This is a genomic window from Bacillus sp. DU-106, from assembly GCF_004799705.1.
GTDB classification, from domain to species: domain Bacteria; phylum Bacillota; class Bacilli; order Bacillales; family Bacillaceae_G; genus Bacillus_A; species Bacillus_A cereus.
In genome coordinates this window covers 1,564,720-1,587,069 of record NZ_CP026607.1, presented here as the reverse complement: position 1 = coordinate 1,587,069, position 22,350 = coordinate 1,564,720, and the positions used below count along the sequence as shown (strand labels likewise).

Here is a 22,350-nt window from a genome sequence, read left to right as displayed (position 1 = left end):
CCTTATGAATTTGTAGTTTTTACTTCTTCAGTTACTTTTTGATCGTCTTTCTTTGCGTCTTCTGGATTCGTTTCTCCAATCGGTTTATCAGACACTCTCTCAACGAAACGAAGAGATACAACTTTATTATTAATAACGAGCTGCACATCGTTATTTTCTGCAAGGCGAACTGTCTCTACTTGACCAGTTACTTTGTTTCCTTCGCCGTCAACACCTCTTACGTATTTCCCTAAAAACTTCATTCCACCATCAAGTGCTGTTGAATACATCGTTGATTGCAGCTTATCTACTGCTTTCGTCATATTCTGTACTTGTTCCATAAGAGATAACTGCGCTGTCTGATTCATCATTTGATTCATATCCATCGCATTAAATGGATCTTGATGTTGGAAACTTGATAAAAATAATTTTAGGAAATCATCTTTCCCCATTACCCCAGGAGTCTTTTGCGCTCCTGCCGAAACTCCATTACTTTGTTGCACTGGCGATTGTACACCATTAACAGGTACATTACTTTTTTGCGCTCCTGCTTGTAACGGAATATGATTTATACTCGTTGTATTTAATCCAACTGTTGGCACGCTTTATTCCTCCAATAATCCCGCAAATTCTGTTGATTGTTGTTTTTCATGATTTGTTTTTGCTAATTTTTGTTTTTGCCTTTGCTCTTGTTCTCGCTGTTCTTTACGATTTTCATCTTTATCTGAATAGCTAATTTGAATATTGATTTCTTTTTCTTTTAACTTTAATCTCAATTCATCAAAAATGATTTCAACACGTTTTTTCGCATCGTGTTTTTCCATTTCTACGTGAACGTCAATTTGATCTCCGTGTTTTTTCATAAACACTGTTAATGTACCAAGTTTTTCTGGATTTAACTGGAATAAAACACGTTCTTGTTTCACTACAAATTTTTGCAGCGCTTCTACTTGCGCTTCCATTTTCTTTCCTAAGTCAGGTAATGAAACTTTCTCAGCACCACTATTTGATTTCCCTACTTGTTCGGTACTCGTCGTTTTATTTAATAATTCTGCACCTGCAGAGCTCGAGTCGTTTAATGCATCAACTTCTGGCAACTCTACCTTTGCATCATCGCTCTCAAGTTTCGGAAGATCTACCTCTTTAGACTCTTCTTGTTCCTTTGCAATATTACAAGTTTCTGTTTCTACAACCTTCAATGCTTGCATCGTTTGCTCTGGCATCTTCATTTTGTCTAATACCATTTGCATTGTATCTTCTAAACATATAGCGTTTTTGATATTCATATTTGAAAGAAGTTCTTGTAATTGTTGTAATTCAGCTGCAGGTAATTCATTAAGTTTAATATTGCCATATTCTTTATATAGCTCTTGTATTTTTTGTATGTATTGATATAACAATTCCGGCTGCACATGTAATTGCTCAATTGCAACCATTTGCTCAGATACAGCTAATAACAACTGTTCTGTCTCTTTTTTTTCTTCTTTCTTTACAATTGGTTCTTCTTTCGTTACCGATGGTTTAGAAAGGTTATATTCTTTTTTCTCTTCTTTTGGTGCTTCTTCTCGTTTCGTTTTCTCCGTTTTCGGCTGCTTTTTATTTTCGATTCTCATCGTACGATCGAATGAAGAATCTTCATTTTTCGATTGTACTTCTAGCCCTTTTTCTTTTTGCGGAGGTAAACTTTGTTGCACCGGTAATACAGACTGTATCACTACATTCACCTCATCCATTCATACACATTTTCAAATCCAGAAGCATTTTTTCTTCCAGCTTTTCTTGTGCTTTCGCAAGCTTTCTGCAATCTTCTTGATACATCTCATCAATGACACGTTCTTTTTCTTTTACTTGCTCTAAAAGGCTTTCATTTTTTTGAATAAAACCTTCTGTTTTTTTAATTTTTCGATTCCATTCTTCTATTCTTTCAGGTGAAAACGTATGTGAAGAAAGCATGCCAGCCATAATACGTTGCCCAGTTTGTACAACTTTACTACGCGATTTCACAACATATAAATCATATTCTTTTTTCTGTTCTATTTTTCTTTTTTCAGCTGTTAATTCATACACTTCTTTTAAAATATGCTCTTTTTCTTGATTTATTTGCAATTTTATTGTGTCGTACTGCTGTTTATCCACCTGTTTTCATAGCCCCTTCCTATTATAACGTTCTCTTTTTCTATTATATAGTTTTTTTCCAAAAAAATCTGTGAAATATTAAAAAACAAAAAAATAAGACCTCTTGGGCAGAGGCCTTATACTATATGGTGTATCGCTTCAACGATATCATCAAATGGGAAACTATCCGATCGGCCTTGCTTTAAAAATGTATTTATGCCTTCTACTTTATTTTTACATTCAAAAATATAAGCATTTTCTTCATTTTCTTGAATCGTTCCTAACTTAAAATACAATTCATTTTCTTTATAAATTGATAAAATCTTTCTCATTTCATTTGCAAGTTGCCAATGATGTGGTGAAACGATTTCTTCCATAATCCTACTTACTGAATCTAATACTGAAATTGCAGGATAATGACTAAGCGTTGCAAGCTCACGCTTTAATACGATATGTCCATCTAAAATACCACGTGCTAAATCTGGTACAGGACCATTTAAATCGTCCCCATCAACAAGCACCGTATAAATACCTGTTATAGATCCCTTTTGTGTTTTACCGGACCGCTCTAACAGCTTCTTCATATAACTTTCCATTAATAGTGTTTTACCACCAATCGGTAACTCTTTAACAGCAATATCAACACTTCTTCGTGCATCGGCAAAACGAGTAACAGAGTCCATCATAAGTAATACGTTATTACCTTGATCACGGAAGTATTCAGCAATAGACGTTGCGAGTTTCGCTGCACGAAGTTGCATAAGATGACTTTCATCTGACGTCGCTACAACAACGACGCTTTTTCGCATACCTTCCTCGCCTAACTCTTTTCGAATAAAGTCTTTTACTTCCCGGCCACGTTCTCCTACTAAACTAATAACGTTTATATCAGCTTTTGCATTTTTTGCTATCATTCCAAGTAAAGTTGATTTACCAACACCTGACCCAGCAAAAATACCAATCTTTTGACCAATACCAATTGTTAGCATAGAATCAATTGATTTTATTCCTGTTTCAAATACATCGGTAATCTCTTCACGTTCAAATGCATGTATAGGCGGTGCATCTAGTTTTATTTTCTGTAATGGAATGTTTTCAGCTTCCTCATTTAACACTTCACCATTTGCACTTAACACTTTTCCGAGCAAGTGATTACCACGTGGTACAACAACATCTTCTGAAACTAGTGTCACTGAATCTCCATAACATACTTTTTCTGTCTGTTCAAATGGAAGTAGCATATTATTTTCTTTTTCAATGGCAATCACTTCACATAAGACGTTATGTTCTCCAACGAAGCAAACATCTCCGATCTTCGCTTTCGGCCCTTTTGCTACGAAAAACTGTTCTTGTACACTATGAACTTTGCCTACTTTCGTATACAGCGGTGTTTCAATGAACTTATTCCATTTTTCGTTCTCATTCATTAACAGGCGGCTCATACATTTTGCTCCTCAAATAACTTCTCTTCTTCCCATTTCTGACGAAGTTTCGCAAATATAGGTGCAAATTTAAATTCAAAGAACTCTTTCTCTTCTTCCAGAACAAATTCACCAAACTGCAGGGAGAAATCATATTTCCATTCTACTAATTGTAGTAACCAATATTCTTTCGTATTCTCCTTCTCTTCTTGAATACGTTCAAACGTTTCTGGATGTACTGTAATGATTAATTTTTCAAACGAAGTTGGCAATGTTTGCACGATGCCAGTTAAAATAGGTAGCACATCAAGCAATCGTGAATCTACCGCTTGATTCACGATTTTTTCTGCTAAATGAAATGATTGATCCCATAATAACTCTGTCCATTCATATGCTATTTCTTGTTGTTCTTTTTGAAACTGCACACGCGCTGCTTCCATCTGTTCCATTTGTTCATGAATATGCATTTGAAATTGTTCTTTATCTTGTAATAACTGCTGACGCTCTCGTTCTAGCATTTGCTGCTCTTGCCTTAGCTGATTCATTTCCATATGTAATGATTCTTGCTGGGCGCGAAGCTCTGCATGATCTGCTTGTAATTCTTCCTCTTCTATTTGGACTGAAGCTGGTTTTGGAAATTGTAATTCATACGTTTCTTCAGAAAAAGAAACAGAATTCTTCGGAATTCTGTTTTTAAATAAGGACATCCTCTTCACCTCTTTGAACGATAATTCTTCCTTCTTTCTCTAGCTTTTTCACTGTACCAGTGATCGTTTGCTGCGCTTTTTCAGCATCCGTCATCTTAAGCGGTCCTAAGCCATCTAATTCTTCTAGAATCATCTCTTTACGGTTTGAAGACATACATGTAAATAATTTCTCTTTAATTTCTTCTTTTGCAATTTTAAGTGCTTTCGCAAGAACACCGTTATCTGTAATTTCTTCTAATACACGGCGAAGCGCAAGATCTTCAAGACCAAGTAAGTCTTCAAAGACAAACATATTTTCTTTAATTTTCTCAGATAACTCATAATCGACTTCATCCAGTTTTTGAAAGACTGTTTTTTCAACACCTCGTGAAACATTATTTAAAATGTTTACGATTGTTTTCAAGCCATCAGTTTTATTAATTGCACTAAATGCCATATTATTTAATTTCGTTTTTAACAACTCACCAATTTGATTAATTAATTCACCATCAACTTGTTCTAGTTTCGCAATACCCATTACCGTTTCTACTCGCTTATGATCTGGCAATCTCTCAATTAATTGAGACGCAAGTTGCGGTTTAATATAAGAAGCGATAATTGCAATTGTTTGTGGTGACTCATCATTAAGCACTGTAAGAAGTGGTTCTAAATCTGTAAGTGAATTTAAGAATTCAAATGGATTATCTTTGTTATACCAAAGGTCTTCCAATAATTTTTCCAGTTCGTCTTCTGGCATGTTTTTAAATATACGACGAATATACTCTTTATCTGGAGTGACTAAGTTCAATTCTTTTACATTTAGTTCATATAAGAACTCTCCTAGTACATTCTCTAACGTTTCTGGTTTATATACACGAAACTTCGCAATTTCACGAAGTAATACTTCTTTTTCCTCAGCTGTCATATATTCAATGACTTTTGCTGCCACCCCTTCGTCTAATGTACGAATGAGGATGGCAGCTTTTTCTTTGGAGGAGATTTCATCTAACATCGTTGTTCCTCCCTTACTGTCCGTTTAACCATTTTTTAATTACTTTTGCAGTACCTTCTACATGTTCTTTCGTAGCATCCTGCACTTGTTCATCTAACGTTGGTTCTTTCGGTTCTTCTGGTTCAGGTTTTGGCTCTGGCACTATTTTTTCTTCAGGAATTTCCAAGATACTTTCATTACTTGCAGCAATTTCATCTTCTGCTAAGTATTCTTCATATTCCTCTTCTTCTTTCTTTCTCTTACGTCTTGCTAATAAGAACCATACTAGACCACCGATTGCTAATAAGCCAGCTGTAATTCCACCGAATAACCACCAGTTCATACCACTTTTTTCTGGCTCTTTCTCTTTTTCAGCTTTCGGCTGATCGAACTGAACAGTTACAACGTTAACTTGACCATTTATAAAGTTACCGTTCGGATCAGCTTGAAGTCCTGCCGCTGTTCCGATTGCTTCTTTAAAAGTTGTCATATCAATTCTTCGTTTTACTAACGTATCATTATCTACCCATACAACAACATTCGTTTTCGTTAATTCTGGGTGTTTCTTAATTGTTTCAACTGTTTTATCTATTTCATAGTTTTCGATTTTGTTGCCATTTTTATTATCGTAGACAACTTTACCATTTTGATTATTGTTCGTACCGTAGTTTGGCACTTCACCGTTCGCTGTAATACCAGCACCTTGCTTCGTATCTGCCCCTTCTTGCGCAGTAGAGCTTTCTTCTTGCTCTTGTTTACTACGAAGTACACCTTTATCACCATACTTCTCTGACTGACGTGTAACTTCATCGTAGTTTACAGATACTTTCGTATTCACTTTATATTCATTCGGTTTAAACATCGTCATTAACGTTGCATCAATATCTTGCTTTAATTTACCTTCAAGTTGGTGCTGCATCTCTACTTCTTTCTCATAAGAAGAGGAACTACTAGAATGTGCTTCATCTGCTCCTTTTGAGATAACACCTTTTTTACTATCAATAACACTTACTTCTTCTGCTTTCACACCAGGAACCGCTGCACTAATCATTTGCTGTATACCTGCAACTTGATCAGCCGTTAACAATTGTCCACGTTTCACTCCAACCGTAATCGCCGCTGTTCCTTTCGCTTTTTCTTCATCAAAAATCGTCTCTTTTTCAGGCAATGTAATTTGAACATTTGCCGTTTCAACTGTCGCAAAGTTTCTTACAATATCTTGTTCCAATTGCTTCTTCGTACCGACAATTTGCTTCATTTTTTTATCTTGTTCACTTGAACCGAGAGAGCTTTCTAATAAAATTTCTTCACCGCTTTTCGAATTAAACGGTAAGCCCATCCCATTCATTTCTTTTCGAACCCATGGAGCATCATTCTTTTGCACACGAATTGAACCATCGGCCGCTAATTGGTAATCGACACCTAACTTCGATAATTCTGCTGTAATCTCTTGTTTATCTGCATCATTTAAATTTTGATATACAACAACATATTTATCTGGCAAGGTGAAGTATAAAAGTGCTCCTGTTACAATCGCTAAAAGCGCAGCACCGATTACTAACTTATGCCACGTTTTTAACGATTGGATAACATTTTTCATCTTTTCCATTTAAACACACCCGTCCACTTTCCTAAATTTGCATATTAATTAGTGACTTATAATTTTCAATAAGATTATCACGTACGAGAGCAGCCGTTTTCATTTGAGACTCAGCTTTCTTTTGCTGAATTAAAACGTCATGTGTTTCTCCTACCCCTTTAGTTAGTAAATCATATACTGCTGTTTGTGCATTGTTTTGCGTTTGATTCATATCTTCCAATAAATCAATAAACTTTTTCTCCGGAGCTACCGATGTTTGAGAAGTTTTCGGTGCACCAATTGACTGAATTGCTCCAAATGGTTGTGTATGTAGCATTGGTTGAATTTTCATATTACGATTTTCCCCCTTATCCTCGGCCGATTTCTAAATCTTTATCAAGCATTTTTTTATTCGCATTTAATACACTCGTATTCGCTTCATACATTTTTTGAGCAACCATTACATTCGTCATTTCAGCAGTTACATCAATATTTGGATAACGTACATATCCTTCTTCATTTGCGTGCGGATGCGTCGGATCATACACTAAATTTTCTGTTTTGTCTGCTTCAATACTTTTTATTTTTACTCCATTAGTAGGAGCCCCATCTAACATACTTGCAAAACTATTGTTTGATTCTAACACCACACTACGACGCTCATATAAATCTGCCCCCGGAGCCGCCGTCGTATTTGCATTTACAATATTGTTAGAAGTAACTTCCATCCACTTTCTCGCTGTTGTTAGCCCTGAGCCACTTGCATTAATTGCCTGAAACATCCGTTGTCTCTCCTTCTACTTTTAACGTCCGCGTGCCGCTTGGTTAATTGCATATTGTGTATTAATTGCGTTAATTGAAATACCGTATAACTGATTTGCTTTCATTAAATCTAGCATTTCTGTCGTTACATCCACACTATTTCCGTCTTTATTCGTTTGCATTGATTTTGTTTGAATCTTTGCATATGTATTTTTCGTATTTACTGTCGGCAAGTGCATTTCATTCGTTTGATATAAATCTGGATTGCTCTTTAAATCAGCCGCATTATTTTTATATAACGCACTACTTTTATTCATCTGCTCAGCAAATGTTACATCTTGTGCTTTATAGCCAGGTGTATTCGCATTTGCAATATTACTAGAAACAGTATTTCGTTTCGTTACTAAATAATTCATATAATGGCTTACATCACTTACTAAATCTGGCATATTCCACACCCTTCCTTTTCTAACGTAATGATCCACTGATAGAAGTTTCACTTCATTATTTATTTTCTTATATGCGTTTATTAAAATATTTACTATTATGTACCCTTACATATTTTATTCCATTTTTTCATTGTTGTCTTTAGAAAAATATAAAAATATAAAAAGAATGCAAAAAACTGTATACACACGGTAATCTATAGAACATTTCAATATATAAACTAAAGTCCATTTTTCTATTATTTAGATTACTATTATTTTTTCATCACAGTCATAAAATGAAACCTCAATCAGCGGAGTTCTTTATGTAAACGAAGGAATAGACCCCCTTTTAAAAGGGGAATCTGTTTCCAAACGTTATTATTAATATTTACCGTAAAATGAATTAGCCTTCATTCGCCCATCATTTGTCATAATCATTTCTTCCAAAATCTTTTGCTTATCTCGAATATGTTGAGCTGCCTTAATAATGAATGGGCTTACCTCCGCCGCAACTTGCGCACGCGTTTCTTCATCCAATGTCATCATCCAGCGATTTAACATTTCACTCTTCTCAGCAAACTCTCTGTCTGACACTTGCAATTCACCGATTTCATTAAAACAGCTGACAAACGTCCGATAAATATCATTGTTCATTTTCAAGTGCTCCGCGGTAACCGTCTATTAAATCTTGTAACACTTTCACAATTGCATCAATATCTTTCGCCTCACGCGTTACTTTCATCGTTTGAATTTGAATGCTAATCCAATCATATAAACCATAGAGACTATCATATAAATCTTTCGTAATTTCAGGATTTAATTGAAGTTTTAGTTCTTCAAAAATACGTTCTAATTTTTCAAGAAGTGCGTCCCCTTCTTGTAGTTTAAAAGTATGTAAAAGTTCTTCTAAATTACGAAACTCTACAATACATCTTTCATAAATAAAAATTGTATTTTTAATCGGATTACTCGTCATAATATCATTTTGCATATAACGTTGCCATGCTTGCATACGATCACTTCCTCAACTTTCATTAATCATCACTTTTTTGTTTTGTCATTGCTTTAATTGTTTTTAGTTGGCTATCAAGCGCCGCCAATGTACTCTCTAGCTTTTGATACTTCTTCACAATTTCATCTTGCTTTTGCAAGTTTTGCGTCTCAATATCTTTAATCTTTTTATCTAAATCACTTACACGTGAGTCAATGTTTTTAACTCTCTCGCCGACCACACCTTTATCACCGAATAGTTTATCAAGCGGTTCTTCCATCATTTTTCCTAAACCGTTAGAACTAAAGAAAAATTGCTTCGCTGCATCGGGTTTTTCTTTTAATGCTTGTGTTAATTTTTCATCATTAACTTCCATCGTTCCATCTTGCTTTAATTGAATACCAAATGTGAATAAATAATTGCCATCTTGAGAAAATGTTACGACATTGTTCATTGCCTGACGTACACTTTGCATAATAGCTTGACCTTGGAAAGCTCCACCTTTTCCAGCAAAGATATCTACTGTAGAAACAGCTTTATTATAATCAGCTACCATTTTTTTAATAACATTCGATGCATCTGTTACGTTTGAATCACTTACTGTAAATTTCAGATCTATACCTTTTGCTTTTGGATCTGTTGTTGTACCAGCATCTGGCGCTCCTTCTACTTTTGGCTCAGTTACCTTTAACAACTCAATTTTCACACCAGGAAGAGCTTCAATTGTATTAGTAGAACCTTCCCCTTTGATACCATTAATAGTATACATAGCATTTTGTGCTTCATTGATTGTATTGAGCGCTGTGCCATCCGCCTTAGCTAAACCCATATCTTGAAATAGTGTAGATGTGTTCGCCTCAAACTTAATCTGTCCATCTGTTCCCTCTTTTTTCGAGGTCATGAAAATTTTATTTCCAAGTGTATAAGCTGATACGCCATAATCTCCATCATTAATCTTATTAATTAAATCTTTATATGTCATATCAGTTGTTACTTTTAGTTCTTTACCACCTAGTTTTAATGTTTCATCTTTAGGAAGCTTTGCATTTATATCTTTAATTTCATTTGAAGCTATTTGATGACGCTGTGCAAGCTGTGTAATCGTCATATTAAAAGTTCCTGCAATCGCACCACCATCAGCTTTTACATTAATATAACCGTCTTGTGTTGTCGTTACTTTTTTCTCATTTCCTTTAAAAGCCGCTAAGTTTTTAAAAGTTTGTGTAAAAGAACTAAATTCTGATTTTAAACTTGTATATAGTAGTTTATCATTTGTAAGGTCATTCTTTTCTTTCGTATATGGTGTTTTCCTCATATCTAAAGCATTCATTTCTAATTCGACGAAGTTAGAAGTATCGATCATATTATTTCCGAGGTTCCAAATTTGTTGTCTACCACCAATACCTGTCATCGTTGTTCCTGCCATTTTTCTCACTCCTTATAGATTACATGTAGTCTAAAATACTCGTTTTACTCATCGTACTAACCGCTTTAAGCGTCGCTTCATACGTTGCATTTATATATGCCAAGTCAGAAATTGCGACCGCTAAATCAACATCCTCAATTTCTTTACGGTTTTCTTGAAGCGCTAAATTTTGCTCACTTAAAATTGTTTTAAACGTCTCCATTGTGTTCATTGTTGAACCAACTTCAGTTGTACGGTTAATGATGCCATCTAAGTTTTTCTTATTTTCTCCTAATAACGGTTGTAACGCTTTTTGGTCACCTTTTTGCATCGCTTCGCTCATCTGTTTTAACGTTTTTATAACCGGGGATAATAATGCTTCTCCGTTACGAAATGCCTTTAATTCATAACCATCATTTAATTGCCAGTTCACATCATTTTTTCCGCCCTGGTACGTACCATCTTCTGTAAATGGTGACTTTTCTGCACTATCACCACCGAAAATATAACGACCTTGCTCTTTCGTATTCGCTAAATATACAACTTGTTTTAAAATTTGATCAATCTCTGCACCGATGGCTTTCAATTCTTTTTCACCATTTGGCTCATTTAATGCCTGTACCGTTAATTGATCTGCTCTCGTTAAAGATTTAAAAATACCTTGTAAAGTATTCTCAGTTTGTGTTAATACATTTTTTGAGTCAGCTAAATCTTTTTGCATTTGTTCAATATTCGCCAATGAATGTTGAATCGCAAATGATTTACTCGCTGCAAGTGGATCTTCACTCATAAGAAGATTTTTCTTCCCTGAAGTTACTTGGTTTCTATGGTATTGTTGTTGCACATTCAAATCCATTAACTGATTCTTTGCCCAGTTTGCATTTTGAAATGTAGATACTCTCATTTCTATCTCCTCCTTATATATTTCCAATCAATTATTATCACTTATCGAATAATCGAAAATAGACTATCAAACACTTCATTCATCGTAGTAATAGCTTTAGAGTTTGCGACGAAATATTTTTGGAAGGCCATTAAATTTACCATTTCCTCTTCCATATTTACACCTTCAACGCTCATTTTTTCTTGTTGAATACCTTCTAGTAAGTCGCCATGAATTTTTTGATAACCATTTACTGCACTTTTATCAGATGCAACACGAACTATAAATTGGTCTAATGCTTGTTTATAAGAAAGACCTTCTTTATAATCGTCATCTGTAACTGCTGCTAGTTTATTTGCTGTTTCAGCAGACATTTTCATTTTCGAAACATCTTTTTGGAATTCTGGATTTAACTTCATATCCTTCGCATAATCTCCAACGAAGAAATCTTTTCCCATCACTGTATTCACTTGATTTTTCATCGAACTCATTAAGTCTTCGAGATTTTTTTTATATTCAACAATCTTCGCTTTCGTATCAATCGCTGATTTTATCGCCCCGCTAGTTACAGAGATTTCTGAACCGTAAATCTCAACTGACATTGGGTCTTTTTCTTTATTTAATTGAAGTGGATATGTATCTTGTCCATTTACTGTCAAAATACCATTCATTCTAACACTCGCGATATTAGGATTCATAGATTCATAAGATACTTCGATGTTTGCATACTTAGACATCTCTGTAACGATGCGATCTCTTTCGTCTAAAAGTTGATTCGGCACTTGTGTACCTGCTTGTCCAATTTTATGATTCGCTTCTGCTAAACTAGCAGCAAGACGATTAAATTCATTAACATGCGCCTCAATATCTTCTGCTGTCTGTGCTTCCACTGTATCTAAGTTTTTCGCAAGACGATTCACTTGACTTGTGAACTTCCCAGTTTCAGAAATTAATGTATCGTAGTAGTTTGGTTGTTCTGGATTTTTTGCCACTTCACGAAAGGCATTAAAGAAACCGTCCATTAAACTAGATAATGAATTCTTTCCTGTCGTTCCAACCATAGACTCTACACGTGATAAAGTCGAATTCATGTAGTTATAGTAAGAGAGTTGAGATAATTGATCATTAAACTGCTTCGTCTTTACCTCATCAGTAATACGGTCAACACCTAGCGTTTGTACACCGTAACCAATTCTCTGTTCTGGCGTATGACCATTGCTTGCTCCAACAGATCCGTAATTCACCATTTGACGCACATAACCCGGTGTATGAATGTTAGACAAGTTTTGTTTCGTTGTTTGTAACCCCATTTGAGCCGCTAACATGCCCGATAGCGGTGTATTATAATCAGATAATCTCATAAAGCTTCACTTCTCCTTTACAATAGTTCGTTCATAAAGATTTGCGAATTATTGTTTCGCTCTAAATTATATTCAGAAACAGAATCCACAATACTTTCTGTAGTTTTTAATAGTACGTTTAAGTAATATTGATTTTTCAAAAGAATCATTTTTACATTCTCTTCTAATTCAGTTACGTTTTTTTGTAATTCTTTCATTTTTTCAATTTCTTCTTGAGAAAAATACGAAAATAACGCACTTACACGAAACGATTCAACTCCTTGTTCTTTACAGAACTGAACAACCATTTCTTCAAATGAGCTTGATAACCCTTTTAAACCATCAATGTACTGCAATTGCTCTACTTGTAACTTTTGAACTGCATTTACATTTTTATTTTTTAAATTCTCATATATTTGCTCTCCAAGCGCTTGAATATTTTCATACGCTTTTTGTATAATAACAAGCTTTTCATATAATTGTATGTACATATAGCTTCCTTCCTTTTACAAGACTAAATTCACAATTAAACCATGGATTTCTCCAATTTGATTTAACATTTCTAAATGTCCTGTTTTCGTATTAATTAAGTTCATCACATCTTCTAATTCATTCAATCCCATTTCTGCCTGTTTCACAATCGTCATTTTCTGTGAATATCCGTAACGTGGGTGACGAGACATGACATCTTTATACTGCAATACATTATCAACGTAAAAATTCAAAAATGATTTTACTGTATTTTTGTATTCCATTACATTATCAAGCGTTAATTCCATTTCAATTTTCTCTTTAATTTCTCCAATATTATCGACAAACGCTTCCATTTGTTCTAGTAATTTATCTTTTTTCGGATCTGCATGCAAATTATCCGAAAATGCAAGTCCTGTCCTGACATTTGCTTCTTTCGGCATTTGAGTAGCAGGTGGTATATGCGATAAAATTGGATTATGCGAGATAGAACGTAGCATATATATCACCTATTTATTTTTTTATTTCTTCCTAAACTTAATCGTAAAATCCAGTTATTTATAATTATACTCTGAACAGTAATATTTTGCAGTTATTTTTTATAAAAGATATGTTACAATTTAGCATGAGGTGGCACAATTCTATGAATATTTTCCTTTGTGGTTCAAATCAATTAACAGCATTAGATCAAGAAGAAATTAAAAAATTTTTAACTGACTATGCTCACAAACATAAAATTTACATATTATGTTATAAATCTATTGAAAATGAGGTTCTTCGTTTTTTCGTTGAGAATGAAAGACTCGCTCAAAATTTATGCCTTTACACGCTGCAACCATTGCAAGCAATTACAGATGAATTCCAAGAAGTCGTTGATTACTTAAAAAAACACGGAGCCGAATATGTTGCTTTTGATCATCCTTCTGACTCCATTTACCGATCAGATTATATGTTTTTTGTTAAACAAATTATTGAAGACACTGATTTAGTTCTCTGTTTTTATAATGGGGACAAACATACATCTGTCATCCCTGTCGATGTTGCAAAAGAAGCAGGTATTGATGCTGTCATTTATGATTTACCAGGATTACATGAAAAGCAAATGAAAAAAAGCTTTGAACAAAAAATTCGTATGATGTAAAGGGGGAGGCACAATATCATTATTGTGCCCATTGTAAATATGATAATTGAACAAGATTATGATCATTTTATCGCGAGTTTTAAACAACAATTCAATATGGACATCGCTTCATATAAACAAGATAGAATGCGCCGTAGAATCGATGCTTTCATTTCGAGAAAAGGCTTCGAAAACTACACTAATTTCTTAAACAAATTACGCGCTGATCAAAATTTATTTTTAAATTTTATTGACTATATTACAATTAACGTTTCAGAGTTTTTTAGAAATAAAGAACGATGGCAAACTTTAGAGTCGAAAGCACTACCAAAATTACTCGAACAAAATAGCGGAAAATTAAAGGTATGGAGTGCCGCCTGCGCTGCTGGTGAAGAACCGTATACACTCTCTTTAATTTTATCGAAGCATCTTGCTCCATTTCGTTTTGAAATTCAAGCAACAGATCTTGATTTTCATATTCTAGAAACCGCAAAACGCGGTCAATATACAGAACGTTCTTTAAAGGAATTACCTACTGATTTGAAAGAACGTCATTTCACAAAAGAGAATGATCTATATTCATTGCATCAAAACATTAAACAAAACGTCTCGTTTAAACAACATGACCTTTTAATGCAGTCATTCGATACAAATTATGATTTGATTATTTGTCGCAATGTAATGATATATTTCACAGAAGAAGCAAGAGTAAAACTTTACGAAAAATTTAGTCGTTCTTTACGAAAAGGCGGTGTACTATTTGTTGGTAGTACGGAACAAATTTTAACACCCGAGCGTTACAATCTTCAGCGATTTGATACATTCTTCTACGAAAAAATATAAAAGAGGTCGTCACAATGGAGTGACGACCTTTTTACATAACTCGAATTAAAATAATACCGACAATCCATATAAAGAGAAAAAGAAGCGTCATAGACCATTTATGTTCTTGCATCGTTTGTTTCAATGCCTGTGATAATTGTGTCATGTTCATTTCCGCAAGCGCTCTCCATACACTTACATCCCGATCTTTAGCAATGCGGTCTGTAACACTAATTAAAATTGTTTCGTTAGACAATTTCGTTATATAAGCAGTAATAACCGTTACCATCAAATTTATATTTCCTTCTGAAGAATCACTTTCCACTCTAGAGATAAGTGCACTCACATCTAGTAACGGAATATGTACTTTTCTACCAAATGATAGTTGTACTTCAGCGAAATCATATGTTCCATCTAACAAAGGAAGTTCTTTTATATGCGCCTGCTTAACAAGCCCTTGTAGGCTTCTAATTACTTGTTCAAATATTTTTTCTGTTTGCTTACCTTCTCCAGATAACGTATGTAACTTTTTAAAAAGTTGTAACACTGTATCCATCTCTTTAGAAAGCATTTCCTTCATAATCTTTCCTTCACTTAAACTTGCAAGTAAAATGCCTATTTCATTATTTTTCGAAATAATTTTAGACTGTCCAGTAAACACTAAATTGCTACGCTTTCGTTCTTTCTGGATTTCATGCTCCGAAATAGCTGCAGGCTGTTTTAATGGTTGTAACGCCTTATCTTCAATTGTCGTACGTTTAATCTCCATTTAAGCGCCTCCACTACTATGAAATAATTAGCCCCATTCTTTATTACTCTTTAAAACTAAAAACAGTACGAATAAACCTGACATGATAGTAAACACATCAGAAGCTTGCACTCCCTGTTCACCTTTTTCTTCTTTCTTGTCTTTCGGTTCTTCTTTTTGTTCTTTCTTTTTAGAGGCAACTTGTTTGTTATTTTTCTCTTTTTGGTCCTTCGCCTTATGTACTTCCTTGTTGTCTTCGAACGGCTCTTTTATAACGTAAGTAAATTCCTCTTTCTCTTTCAACGGTTCTTTTATAAACTTATTTACTTTCTCATCTCGCTTCGGAATTTGAACAACTGGCAAATTTTCTTCTGGAACCGGGTTTTTGACTTTGGAATCTTCTTGCTTCTCATTTTCTTTCTTATCTTCTAATTCATTTTCTAGTTTATTATCTAATTTATCTTCTTTCTCTTCTATCTTTTTATCATCTTCATTTTTTGGCGCCAAAACAGAAATGGTATATTCACTTTCCTCAACAAGTTTATTACCTGCTGCATCTATTATCTCTACAAGTAATTCGTATGGCCCAGCCGGCAATGCTTCTGTTATTTCAAATACTTTTTGCCAATCCATATCATGCTTGTTGTAGTCTAATAAAAACGAAAGCTCTTTATTTTCTTTCCCTTTTAATGTAACGCGCACTTCTTTTACAACCGATTCTATATCTGACGCTTTTACTCGTATATGTATAGAATCTCCCTGTTTTCGTTCAACTAAGTTCTCTTTTACTTCATCAATAGTAACTTTCTGTAACTTTGGCAATTCTTTATCTATAGTTGGCGTTTCATTTTTAATACGAATGAGCGGGACTTTCACTTCATTTTTTATGAGCTCTTCTTTCTCATTCTCTTTGTAACTTTGAACGAGCTGAAGATTCCAATCACCTTGCAAATCAAAATCCCCTGCTTTATAGTTAGCAACCCAGCTCTTCGTTTCTTCATCATACTCAAAAGATAACATTCTTTCTTGCGCATATTGCTCCCCATTTTTTTGTAACTGCAATATACCTTTCATACTTTGAATGTTTTTCCCATTTGGTTCTACAGCAATTCGCACTTCTTCGCCAACTTTAAGCTCCGGCTTATTTACTGTAATAATTCCTTGTTCTGTTTCTATCTTTCTTTCATTCAATTGTTTATTTACTACTTCTTGTTGCTCTGCTTCTTTTTGTTTCTCTTCATCTTGCTTCGTTTCCACTTGTTCTGACGATTCTTGAGATTCCTTATTTTCTTCTTGTACATTCACTTCATTTATTTTTTGATCTGACTCAATTTGTTCCTCAGCCTGACTTTGCAAGGGGAAGAACAAGCACACATGTATGCATAGCCAACTCATTAGAAAAAACTTTACGTTTTTCATCTACTAGTTCAAACTCCTATTTCAATGCCTTATAGTGATTTCGTCACTTTTACTCCAAAAAATCCATCTACATTTACAAGTTCACCATACGCCACTAATACATCATTTACATAAATACGAATTGGTTCATCAATATCCTCATCTAGCACAACTGCTTCATTTTCTTGTAAACTTAATATATCTTGAATCGTTTTCACTGTACTTCCAAATACAAATTTCACATTCATTTCTACATTTTGTAGAATGGACGTGTCCATATATACTGGTTCCATTTGTTTTACTTCTTTAAATTCAATAGGTTGCACAACTGGTTCTACAATTTTTTCTTCTTCAATTTCTTCTGTGGCAATCTCGTCTTCTTCCACCATTGGATACAGAAGTCGCCTTACCATTTCTTTCGCTTCAGAAATTGGCAAAATTTGATACATTTTCGATTGAAGCAGATCGCCAATTTCAAGATTGAACGTAATTTGAACGAGTTCGTCCACTTCCATTGACTCTCCCAAATACTCCATTTCTTCTTTTAACGTTACAAATTTAACATTTGGCGGCGTCATGTCCATTTTTTCTTGGAACATTTCTGACATCGCCGTAGCAGCATGACCCATCATTTGGTTCATAATTTCTTTAATACCGCTCAGTTCTAATTCAGTAAGCTCTTTTTCCGGATCAACTTCCCCTGTTCCCATCATCATTAAATCTACCATTGTTAAGGCGACATCTTTCGTAAATACGAATACATTCTCATTCTTTAGCCCTTCAACAAAGTCGACATTTAAAATAACAAATGGCACTGGTACTCCATCATAATGACGAACATTGATTGCTTCCACATTTGGTGTACTAATTGTAACTGGCTGATTTAAAAGCGTTGACAATACTGTTGAAGCGGAACCAATTGAAATATTTGCAATTTCACCAAGTACATCTTTCTCTTCTTGTGTTAAATGCTCTTTTTCAACTTGTTCTTCTACAATCTCAGTTTCCACTACTTCTGCTGGTTCGACTGTTTCTTCTACTTCACCAGATAATTGCATTAATTTATTTACCATTTGTTTCGCATGATCAACTGAAACAATTTGTACAAGTTTAGAGTTTACAAGATTATCTATCTTTAAATCAAACGACACTTTAACAATCGTATGATTCCCATCGATTTCAGAAATTTTCTCCATTTCTTCTGATAACTTTACAACTTTAATCGTCGGCGGAGACATATCTACTGTATCTTGGAAGAATTCCGACATAGATGTAGCTGCGAATCCCATCATTTGATTCATCGCTTCTTGTACAGCACTTAGCTCTAATTCGCCAAGTTCTTTTCCGTCCTCCACTTCACCTGTTCCCATCATCATTAAATCAGCAATGGATAATGCAACATCTTGCTTAAGGACAAGAAGGTTTTCCATATCCAACCCTTTTGTAAAATGAATGTTTAATACAACATGTGGAACTTCGACATCTCTTGAATCATATAAATCTACCAACTCTATGCGAGGAGCAGTAATGCTTACTTGCCTATTTAAAATTGTTGATAATACAGTCGAAGCTGAACCAAATGATATATTTGCAATTTCGCCAAGAATATCGCATTCTTGAGGCGTTAAATGCTCATTTTCTTTTTCTAGCACAATCGTGCTCGTATCCCCTTTTGTGTGTTGCTCAGGCATTTTCCCTGCCTCCTCATTTCTGTTTTTCTATCAAATAATATAAACTCTCATTTAATTTTAACAAACTTATTATATAAAACGTTAATATGTATGTATTCCCATTATTAGATTCGTAGCGATTAGCCAAAAAGCTCCCCAATTGTATACAAGTGGGGAGCTTTCCTTCATTCCTATTATAAACCTTCTGGGTTTAAAATGAGGACCACTCGTCCATCACCGAGAATCGTCGCACCAGAGAAATAGTTAGAACTCTCTGCAAAGAAGTCACCTAATGACTTTAAGACTATTTCTCTTTGACCGATAATTGTGTTTACAATAAGTCCATAGCTGCGATGTGTATTACGAACAATTAACACAGGAACCATTTGACCATCATATGACGCAAACGCCTCATCTACTGTTTTTTCACCAAATACAGTACTTAAATGTTTCACTTCAATAATTTGATTACGATAATTTAACACATCTTTTCCTTGTAAGGATTGGATGTCTTCTCTCTTAATTCGAATTGCTTCAACGATATTTCCAAGAGGTAAAGCATAACGCTTATCATTCGTTTGAACAAGCATAGATTGAATAATAGATAACGTTAATGGAAGTTCAATTCTAAATGTACTTCCCTTTCCTTCCTCAGAATCAATAATTAAATGCCCACCTAAACTATGAATCGTATGTTTTACAACATCTAATCCGACACCGCGTCCAGAAAGATCTGATACAACTTCAGCTGTACTAAATCCTGGTTGGAAAATAAGATCAAACACTTCACGATCTGTTAATCTATTCGCATCTGCTTCAGTTACAACGCCATTTTTAATCGCTTTTTCTAATACTTTCCCTTTATTAATACCGTTTCCATCATCCGTAATTTGAATAACGACATGATTTCCACTATGAAAGGCTTCTAATTTAATCGTACCTGTCTCATTTTTACCTGCATCACGTCGTTTTTCAACAGTTTCAACACCGTGATCGATTGCATTTCGAATTAAATGAACGAGCGGATCACCGATTTCATCAATAACAATTTTATCTACTTCAGTATCTTCACCTGTAATTTGTAAATCGATTTTTTTCCCTAAATCTTTCGCTAACATACGTACCATACGCGGGAAACGATTGAACACAGTTTCAATCGGCACCATACGCATATTTAATAGTACATTTTGAATATCTTTTGAAATATCGCCTAATCGATTTAAATGTTCAATTAGCTCCTTGTTTTGAATCGTTTGAGCCAATTCATCAATACGCCCACGTTCAATTACACTTTCTTCAAACATATTCATTAATCTTTCGATTTTCTCTAATTGAACACGAATTGAACGATTCTCCACTTTAGCATTTTTCGTTTTTGTAGTACTTTTAGCTGGCATAGTACTTGAAGGTTGATTCGTTGCCTCTATCGGTGATTCTACCTGAGTAGCCACAGCTGGTTGTAGCTTTTCTTCTACTTGCACAGCTTCTTGTGTAACAACTTTTTTAGAAGCTACTTCCTTCGATATAGGTTCTCCTTGCTTTACTTCCACTTTCTCAATTTCAGAAACATGAAGTACTACTTGTTTCAACTCTTCTATACTACAATCCGTATCCATAAATACTGTAAATTCAAATCCGAAAGCATCTGCTTCAATTTCTTCAATACTCGGAGCTGTTTTTTGTATATTCCCTACATTTTGCAATGCTTCAATACACATAATGGCACGTACTGCTTTTAAAATCGCTTGCTGTTCAACTGTTATATGCACTTCATGCGAAACTGCATCATCGTTGTCTATATGATTTTGCTCTATATGTTCCGTAGGAGTTTCTACATTGCCGTTCAATAACGCTTCTAATTTCTGTTTAGTTGAGGCTACATCAATATTGCCCATTCCACCTTGTTGCACATCTGCAACCATCTTCTCCAAATTATCAATGCACTCAAAAATCACATCAATAATATCCGCATTTACAACTATATTTCCATGACGAATTTCATCTAACACATTTTCCATCTTATGCGTTAAATCAGCCATCTCCGTAAATTCCATACTCGCAGACATACCTTTGAATGTATGAGCGGAGCGGAATATTTCTCCCACAACATCCATATCAGCAGGATTTTGCTCTAACACTAGCACATTTTCATTTAGCGACTGTAAATGTTCTTCTGACTCTTCGAAAAATATATTTAATAGATCTGTTTGCATTTTTATCCCCTACCTGTCTAACAAACATTTCATTTATGTATAACAATTTAGTGTTTTACAATGAGAAAAAAGGGGGCCACACGTCGATCCGCTATCACTGTTTTGATTCCTTGTGGCACCCCTTCTATATTAACTATTTGCTACTTTTGTTAAAGCTTCAATTACACGATCGGCTTGGAATGGCTTTACAATAAAGTCTTTTGCCCCGCCCTTAATTGCATCTAATACCATACCTTGTTGTCCCATTGCAGAACAAATAACAACCTTTGCACTTGAATCAATTTTAATAATTTCTTTTAATGCTTCAAGCCCGTCCATTTCTGGCATGGTAATATCTAATGTTACAATATCAGGTTGAAGTTCTTTATACTTTTGAATCGCTTCTACCCCATTCTCTGCTTCGCCGATAACTTCAAAGTCAGCATTACTTTTTAATAAGTTTTTAATCATCGTTCGCATAAACATCGCATCGTCTACTACTAAAATTTTATGTGCCATTCTTTTTAATTCTCTCCTTCTATGTATAAATATATCTTAATATTTCACCTTATCATTCTCACTCATTATACAAAATAAAATGATAAAATTTAATATTTTTTTAAAAGAATTTTCGTATTTTTATTATTTTATTATTAAAATAATAATATACTACTCTTTTATATAAATAACAACGCGACGGTTCTTTTCCCAGTTTTGCGGTGAATCATTTGGTACAATTGGCTTTGTGTCTGCATATCCTACCGCAGCTAGCCTTTTATCGTCCACATTATACACTTCAATTAAATGGTGAATCATATTTGCCGCTCGTGCTGAAGATAACTCCCAATTAGAAGGGAATTTCTCGTTATGAATAGGTCTACTATCTGTATGTCCCTCTACAACAATTGGGTTAGGTACGGATTGAAAAAATCCAACTAATTGACTTATTATCCCTTTCGCTTCGGGCTTAACGTTCGCATCGCCTGTATCAAATATTAAATTATCTACTATAACGACGCTTACCCCTGTATCCTCTCGATATACATTCACTTGACTAATACCGTTATTATCTACATACGCTTTTAACTTCTTATATAATTCATCCATTCTCTTTTTTGAAATCATTTTTTCATCATTTTTTTCATGTGAAATATCCGGTATTGTATTTTCCATTACTTTTGCATCTACTTGCTCCGTATCACTAAACTTTTCAAGCATCTTTGACAATTTTACTGCATCTTGCTTTGATGTAGCAACTAGTAATACAAAGAAAGTTAATAATAACATCGTTAAATCTGTAAAAGTCGTCATCCAACGAGGCGATCCCTTTTGCGGTCCTTTACTCATCA

25 protein-coding genes are annotated in these 22,350 nt (G+C 34.5%); 2 read left to right on the top strand and 23 right to left on the bottom strand.

The genetic code is table 11. The annotated features are described in order from the left end of the window. Window positions 1-2: 2 nt before the first annotated feature. The 17 genes from C3Y97_RS08230 to C3Y97_RS08150 all read right to left on the bottom strand — a co-directional run bounded on the left by C3Y97_RS08230 (window position 3) and on the right by C3Y97_RS08150 (window position 13,551). Complete coding sequence (locus tag C3Y97_RS08230) at window positions 3-581, bottom strand: flagellar hook assembly protein FlgD (RefSeq protein ID WP_136363262.1); 579 nt, start codon at window positions 579-581, stop codon at window positions 3-5. Window positions 582-584: 3 nt separating this feature from the next. Beyond that, window positions 585-1,694, bottom strand: a complete 1,110-nt coding sequence (locus C3Y97_RS08225; protein ID WP_136363732.1) for a flagellar hook-length control protein FliK — start codon at window positions 1,692-1,694, stop codon at window positions 585-587. Window positions 1,695-1,704: 10 nt separating this feature from the next. Then, on the bottom strand, window positions 1,705-2,115 hold the full coding sequence (locus C3Y97_RS08220; protein WP_000360859.1) for a hypothetical protein: 411 nt from the start codon (window positions 2,113-2,115) through the stop codon (window positions 1,705-1,707). Between the two features lie 116 nt (window positions 2,116-2,231). Next, window positions 2,232-3,536, bottom strand: coding sequence for a flagellar protein export ATPase FliI (locus C3Y97_RS08215; protein WP_000088690.1), 1,305 nt, complete (start codon window positions 3,534-3,536; stop codon window positions 2,232-2,234). After that, a complete protein-coding gene (locus C3Y97_RS08210) occupies window positions 3,533-4,222 on the bottom strand; it encodes a FliH/SctL family protein (protein WP_000051695.1) in 690 nt (229 codons plus the stop codon). Before C3Y97_RS08210 ends, C3Y97_RS08215 begins: the two co-directional genes overlap by 4 nt. After that, complete coding sequence (fliG, locus tag C3Y97_RS08205; RefSeq protein WP_000883356.1) at window positions 4,209-5,213, bottom strand: flagellar motor switch protein FliG; 1,005 nt, start codon at window positions 5,211-5,213, stop codon at window positions 4,209-4,211. Before fliG ends, C3Y97_RS08210 begins: the two co-directional genes overlap by 14 nt. Before the next feature lie 13 nt (window positions 5,214-5,226). Then, on the bottom strand, window positions 5,227-6,801 hold the full coding sequence (locus C3Y97_RS08200) for a flagellar M-ring protein FliF C-terminal domain-containing protein (RefSeq protein WP_000413931.1): 1,575 nt from the start codon (window positions 6,799-6,801) through the stop codon (window positions 5,227-5,229). A gap of 22 nt (window positions 6,802-6,823) precedes the next feature. Further along, window positions 6,824-7,123, bottom strand: a complete 300-nt coding sequence (gene fliE, locus C3Y97_RS08195) for a flagellar hook-basal body complex protein FliE (RefSeq protein ID WP_000701670.1) — start codon at window positions 7,121-7,123, stop codon at window positions 6,824-6,826. 16 nt (window positions 7,124-7,139) lie between these two features. Then, on the bottom strand, window positions 7,140-7,553 hold the full coding sequence (gene flgC, locus C3Y97_RS08190) for a flagellar basal body rod protein FlgC (RefSeq protein WP_000484680.1): 414 nt from the start codon (window positions 7,551-7,553) through the stop codon (window positions 7,140-7,142). A 21-nt stretch (window positions 7,554-7,574) separates the two neighbouring features. Beyond that, on the bottom strand, window positions 7,575-8,033 hold the full coding sequence (gene flgB / locus C3Y97_RS08185) for a flagellar basal body rod protein FlgB (RefSeq protein ID WP_370445031.1): 459 nt from the start codon (window positions 8,031-8,033) through the stop codon (window positions 7,575-7,577). Window positions 8,034-8,342: 309 nt separating this feature from the next. Then, window positions 8,343-8,615, bottom strand: coding sequence for a hypothetical protein (locus tag C3Y97_RS08180; protein WP_001058088.1), 273 nt, complete (start codon window positions 8,613-8,615; stop codon window positions 8,343-8,345). Further along, on the bottom strand, window positions 8,605-8,973 hold the full coding sequence (locus C3Y97_RS08175) for a flagellar export chaperone FliS (protein WP_001149516.1): 369 nt from the start codon (window positions 8,971-8,973) through the stop codon (window positions 8,605-8,607). The genes C3Y97_RS08180 and C3Y97_RS08175 overlap by 11 nt, the downstream gene beginning before the upstream one ends. A gap of 22 nt (window positions 8,974-8,995) precedes the next feature. Next, complete coding sequence (locus C3Y97_RS08170) at window positions 8,996-10,378, bottom strand: flagellar hook-associated protein 2 (protein WP_059303962.1); 1,383 nt, start codon at window positions 10,376-10,378, stop codon at window positions 8,996-8,998. 19 nt (window positions 10,379-10,397) lie between these two features. Further along, window positions 10,398-11,261 carry a flagellar hook-associated protein 3 gene (locus C3Y97_RS08165; RefSeq protein ID WP_001266403.1) on the bottom strand — a complete coding sequence of 288 codons (864 nt, stop codon included), beginning with the start codon at window positions 11,259-11,261 and terminating at the stop codon, window positions 10,398-10,400. Between the two features lie 41 nt (window positions 11,262-11,302). Continuing rightward, window positions 11,303-12,601 carry a flagellar hook-associated protein FlgK gene (gene flgK / locus C3Y97_RS08160; RefSeq protein ID WP_001239715.1) on the bottom strand — a complete coding sequence of 433 codons (1,299 nt, stop codon included), beginning with the start codon at window positions 12,599-12,601 and terminating at the stop codon, window positions 11,303-11,305. A gap of 17 nt (window positions 12,602-12,618) precedes the next feature. After that, window positions 12,619-13,071: a hypothetical protein gene (locus tag C3Y97_RS08155; protein ID WP_000275879.1), complete on the bottom strand. Its 453-nt coding sequence runs from the start codon at window positions 13,069-13,071 to the stop codon at window positions 12,619-12,621. A gap of 15 nt (window positions 13,072-13,086) precedes the next feature. After that, on the bottom strand, window positions 13,087-13,551 hold the full coding sequence (locus C3Y97_RS08150; protein WP_000946323.1) for a YaaR family protein: 465 nt from the start codon (window positions 13,549-13,551) through the stop codon (window positions 13,087-13,089). Between the two features lie 143 nt (window positions 13,552-13,694). Between C3Y97_RS08150 and C3Y97_RS08145 the strand changes: the two genes are divergently transcribed. Further along, on the top strand, window positions 13,695-14,192 hold the full coding sequence (locus C3Y97_RS08145; protein WP_001020110.1) for a flagellar motor switch protein FliG: 498 nt from the start codon (window positions 13,695-13,697) through the stop codon (window positions 14,190-14,192). A gap of 39 nt (window positions 14,193-14,231) precedes the next feature. Beyond that, a complete protein-coding gene (gene cheR, locus C3Y97_RS08140) occupies window positions 14,232-15,014 on the top strand; it encodes a protein-glutamate O-methyltransferase CheR (RefSeq protein WP_000582879.1) in 783 nt (260 codons plus the stop codon). Between the two features lie 31 nt (window positions 15,015-15,045). Here the strand turns inward: cheR and C3Y97_RS08135 are convergent, their stop codons facing one another. The 6 genes from C3Y97_RS08135 to C3Y97_RS08110 form a co-directional block, all read right to left on the bottom strand. After that, window positions 15,046-15,762, bottom strand: a complete 717-nt coding sequence (locus C3Y97_RS08135; protein WP_136363260.1) for a hypothetical protein — start codon at window positions 15,760-15,762, stop codon at window positions 15,046-15,048. Window positions 15,763-15,789: 27 nt separating this feature from the next. Next, complete coding sequence (locus C3Y97_RS08130; protein ID WP_000800081.1) at window positions 15,790-17,160, bottom strand: hypothetical protein; 1,371 nt, start codon at window positions 17,158-17,160, stop codon at window positions 15,790-15,792. Between the two features lie 29 nt (window positions 17,161-17,189). Continuing rightward, on the bottom strand, window positions 17,190-18,830 hold the full coding sequence (locus C3Y97_RS08125) for a flagellar motor switch protein (RefSeq protein ID WP_136363258.1): 1,641 nt from the start codon (window positions 18,828-18,830) through the stop codon (window positions 17,190-17,192). Between the two features lie 173 nt (window positions 18,831-19,003). Then, complete coding sequence (locus C3Y97_RS08120) at window positions 19,004-21,022, bottom strand: chemotaxis protein CheA (protein ID WP_001192607.1); 2,019 nt, start codon at window positions 21,020-21,022, stop codon at window positions 19,004-19,006. Window positions 21,023-21,151: 129 nt separating this feature from the next. Then, on the bottom strand, window positions 21,152-21,520 hold the full coding sequence (locus C3Y97_RS08115) for a response regulator (protein WP_000940565.1): 369 nt from the start codon (window positions 21,518-21,520) through the stop codon (window positions 21,152-21,154). Window positions 21,521-21,670: 150 nt separating this feature from the next. Continuing rightward, window positions 21,671-22,348: an OmpA family protein gene (locus tag C3Y97_RS08110; protein ID WP_000033625.1), complete on the bottom strand. Its 678-nt coding sequence runs from the start codon at window positions 22,346-22,348 to the stop codon at window positions 21,671-21,673. Window positions 22,349-22,350 lie beyond the last annotated feature (2 nt).

Bases quoted from the DNA above. Each gene is read 5' to 3' on its own strand.
- C3Y97_RS08215 (WP_000088690.1), bottom strand. From the start codon at position 3,536: ATGAGCCGCCTGTTAATGAATGAGAACGAAAAATGGAATAAGTTCATT.
- C3Y97_RS08210 (WP_000051695.1), bottom strand. From the start codon at position 4,222: ATGTCCTTATTTAAAAACAGAATTCCGAAGAATTCTGTTTCTTTTTCT.
- fliG (WP_000883356.1), bottom strand. From the start codon at position 5,213: ATGTTAGATGAAATCTCCTCCAAAGAAAAAGCTGCCATCCTCATTCGT.
- C3Y97_RS08200 (WP_000413931.1), bottom strand. From the start codon at position 6,801: ATGGAAAAGATGAAAAATGTTATCCAATCGTTAAAAACGTGGCATAAG.
- fliE (WP_000701670.1), bottom strand. From the start codon at position 7,123: ATGAAAATTCAACCAATGCTACATACACAACCATTTGGAGCAATTCAG.
- flgC (WP_000484680.1), bottom strand. From the start codon at position 7,553: ATGTTTCAGGCAATTAATGCAAGTGGCTCAGGGCTAACAACAGCGAGA.
- C3Y97_RS08180 (WP_001058088.1), bottom strand. From the start codon at position 8,615: ATGAACAATGATATTTATCGGACGTTTGTCAGCTGTTTTAATGAAATC.
- C3Y97_RS08175 (WP_001149516.1), bottom strand. From the start codon at position 8,973: ATGCAAGCATGGCAACGTTATATGCAAAATGATATTATGACGAGTAAT.
- C3Y97_RS08170 (WP_059303962.1), bottom strand. From the start codon at position 10,378: ATGGCAGGAACAACGATGACAGGTATTGGTGGTAGACAACAAATTTGG.
- C3Y97_RS08165 (WP_001266403.1), bottom strand. From the start codon at position 11,261: ATGAGAGTATCTACATTTCAAAATGCAAACTGGGCAAAGAATCAGTTA.
- flgK (WP_001239715.1), bottom strand. From the start codon at position 12,601: ATGAGATTATCTGATTATAATACACCGCTATCGGGCATGTTAGCGGCT.
- C3Y97_RS08155 (WP_000275879.1), bottom strand. From the start codon at position 13,071: ATGTACATACAATTATATGAAAAGCTTGTTATTATACAAAAAGCGTAT.
- C3Y97_RS08150 (WP_000946323.1), bottom strand. From the start codon at position 13,551: ATGCTACGTTCTATCTCGCATAATCCAATTTTATCGCATATACCACCT.
- C3Y97_RS08145 (WP_001020110.1), top strand. From the start codon at position 13,695: ATGAATATTTTCCTTTGTGGTTCAAATCAATTAACAGCATTAGATCAA.
- cheR (WP_000582879.1), top strand. From the start codon at position 14,232: ATGATAATTGAACAAGATTATGATCATTTTATCGCGAGTTTTAAACAA.
- C3Y97_RS08135 (WP_136363260.1), bottom strand. From the start codon at position 15,762: ATGGAGATTAAACGTACGACAATTGAAGATAAGGCGTTACAACCATTA.
- C3Y97_RS08130 (WP_000800081.1), bottom strand. From the start codon at position 17,160: ATGAAAAACGTAAAGTTTTTTCTAATGAGTTGGCTATGCATACATGTG.
- C3Y97_RS08125 (WP_136363258.1), bottom strand. From the start codon at position 18,830: ATGCCTGAGCAACACACAAAAGGGGATACGAGCACGATTGTGCTAGAA.
- C3Y97_RS08120 (WP_001192607.1), bottom strand. From the start codon at position 21,022: ATGCAAACAGATCTATTAAATATATTTTTCGAAGAGTCAGAAGAACAT.
- C3Y97_RS08115 (WP_000940565.1), bottom strand. From the start codon at position 21,520: ATGGCACATAAAATTTTAGTAGTAGACGATGCGATGTTTATGCGAACG.
- C3Y97_RS08110 (WP_000033625.1), bottom strand. From the start codon at position 22,348: ATGAGTAAAGGACCGCAAAAGGGATCGCCTCGTTGGATGACGACTTTT.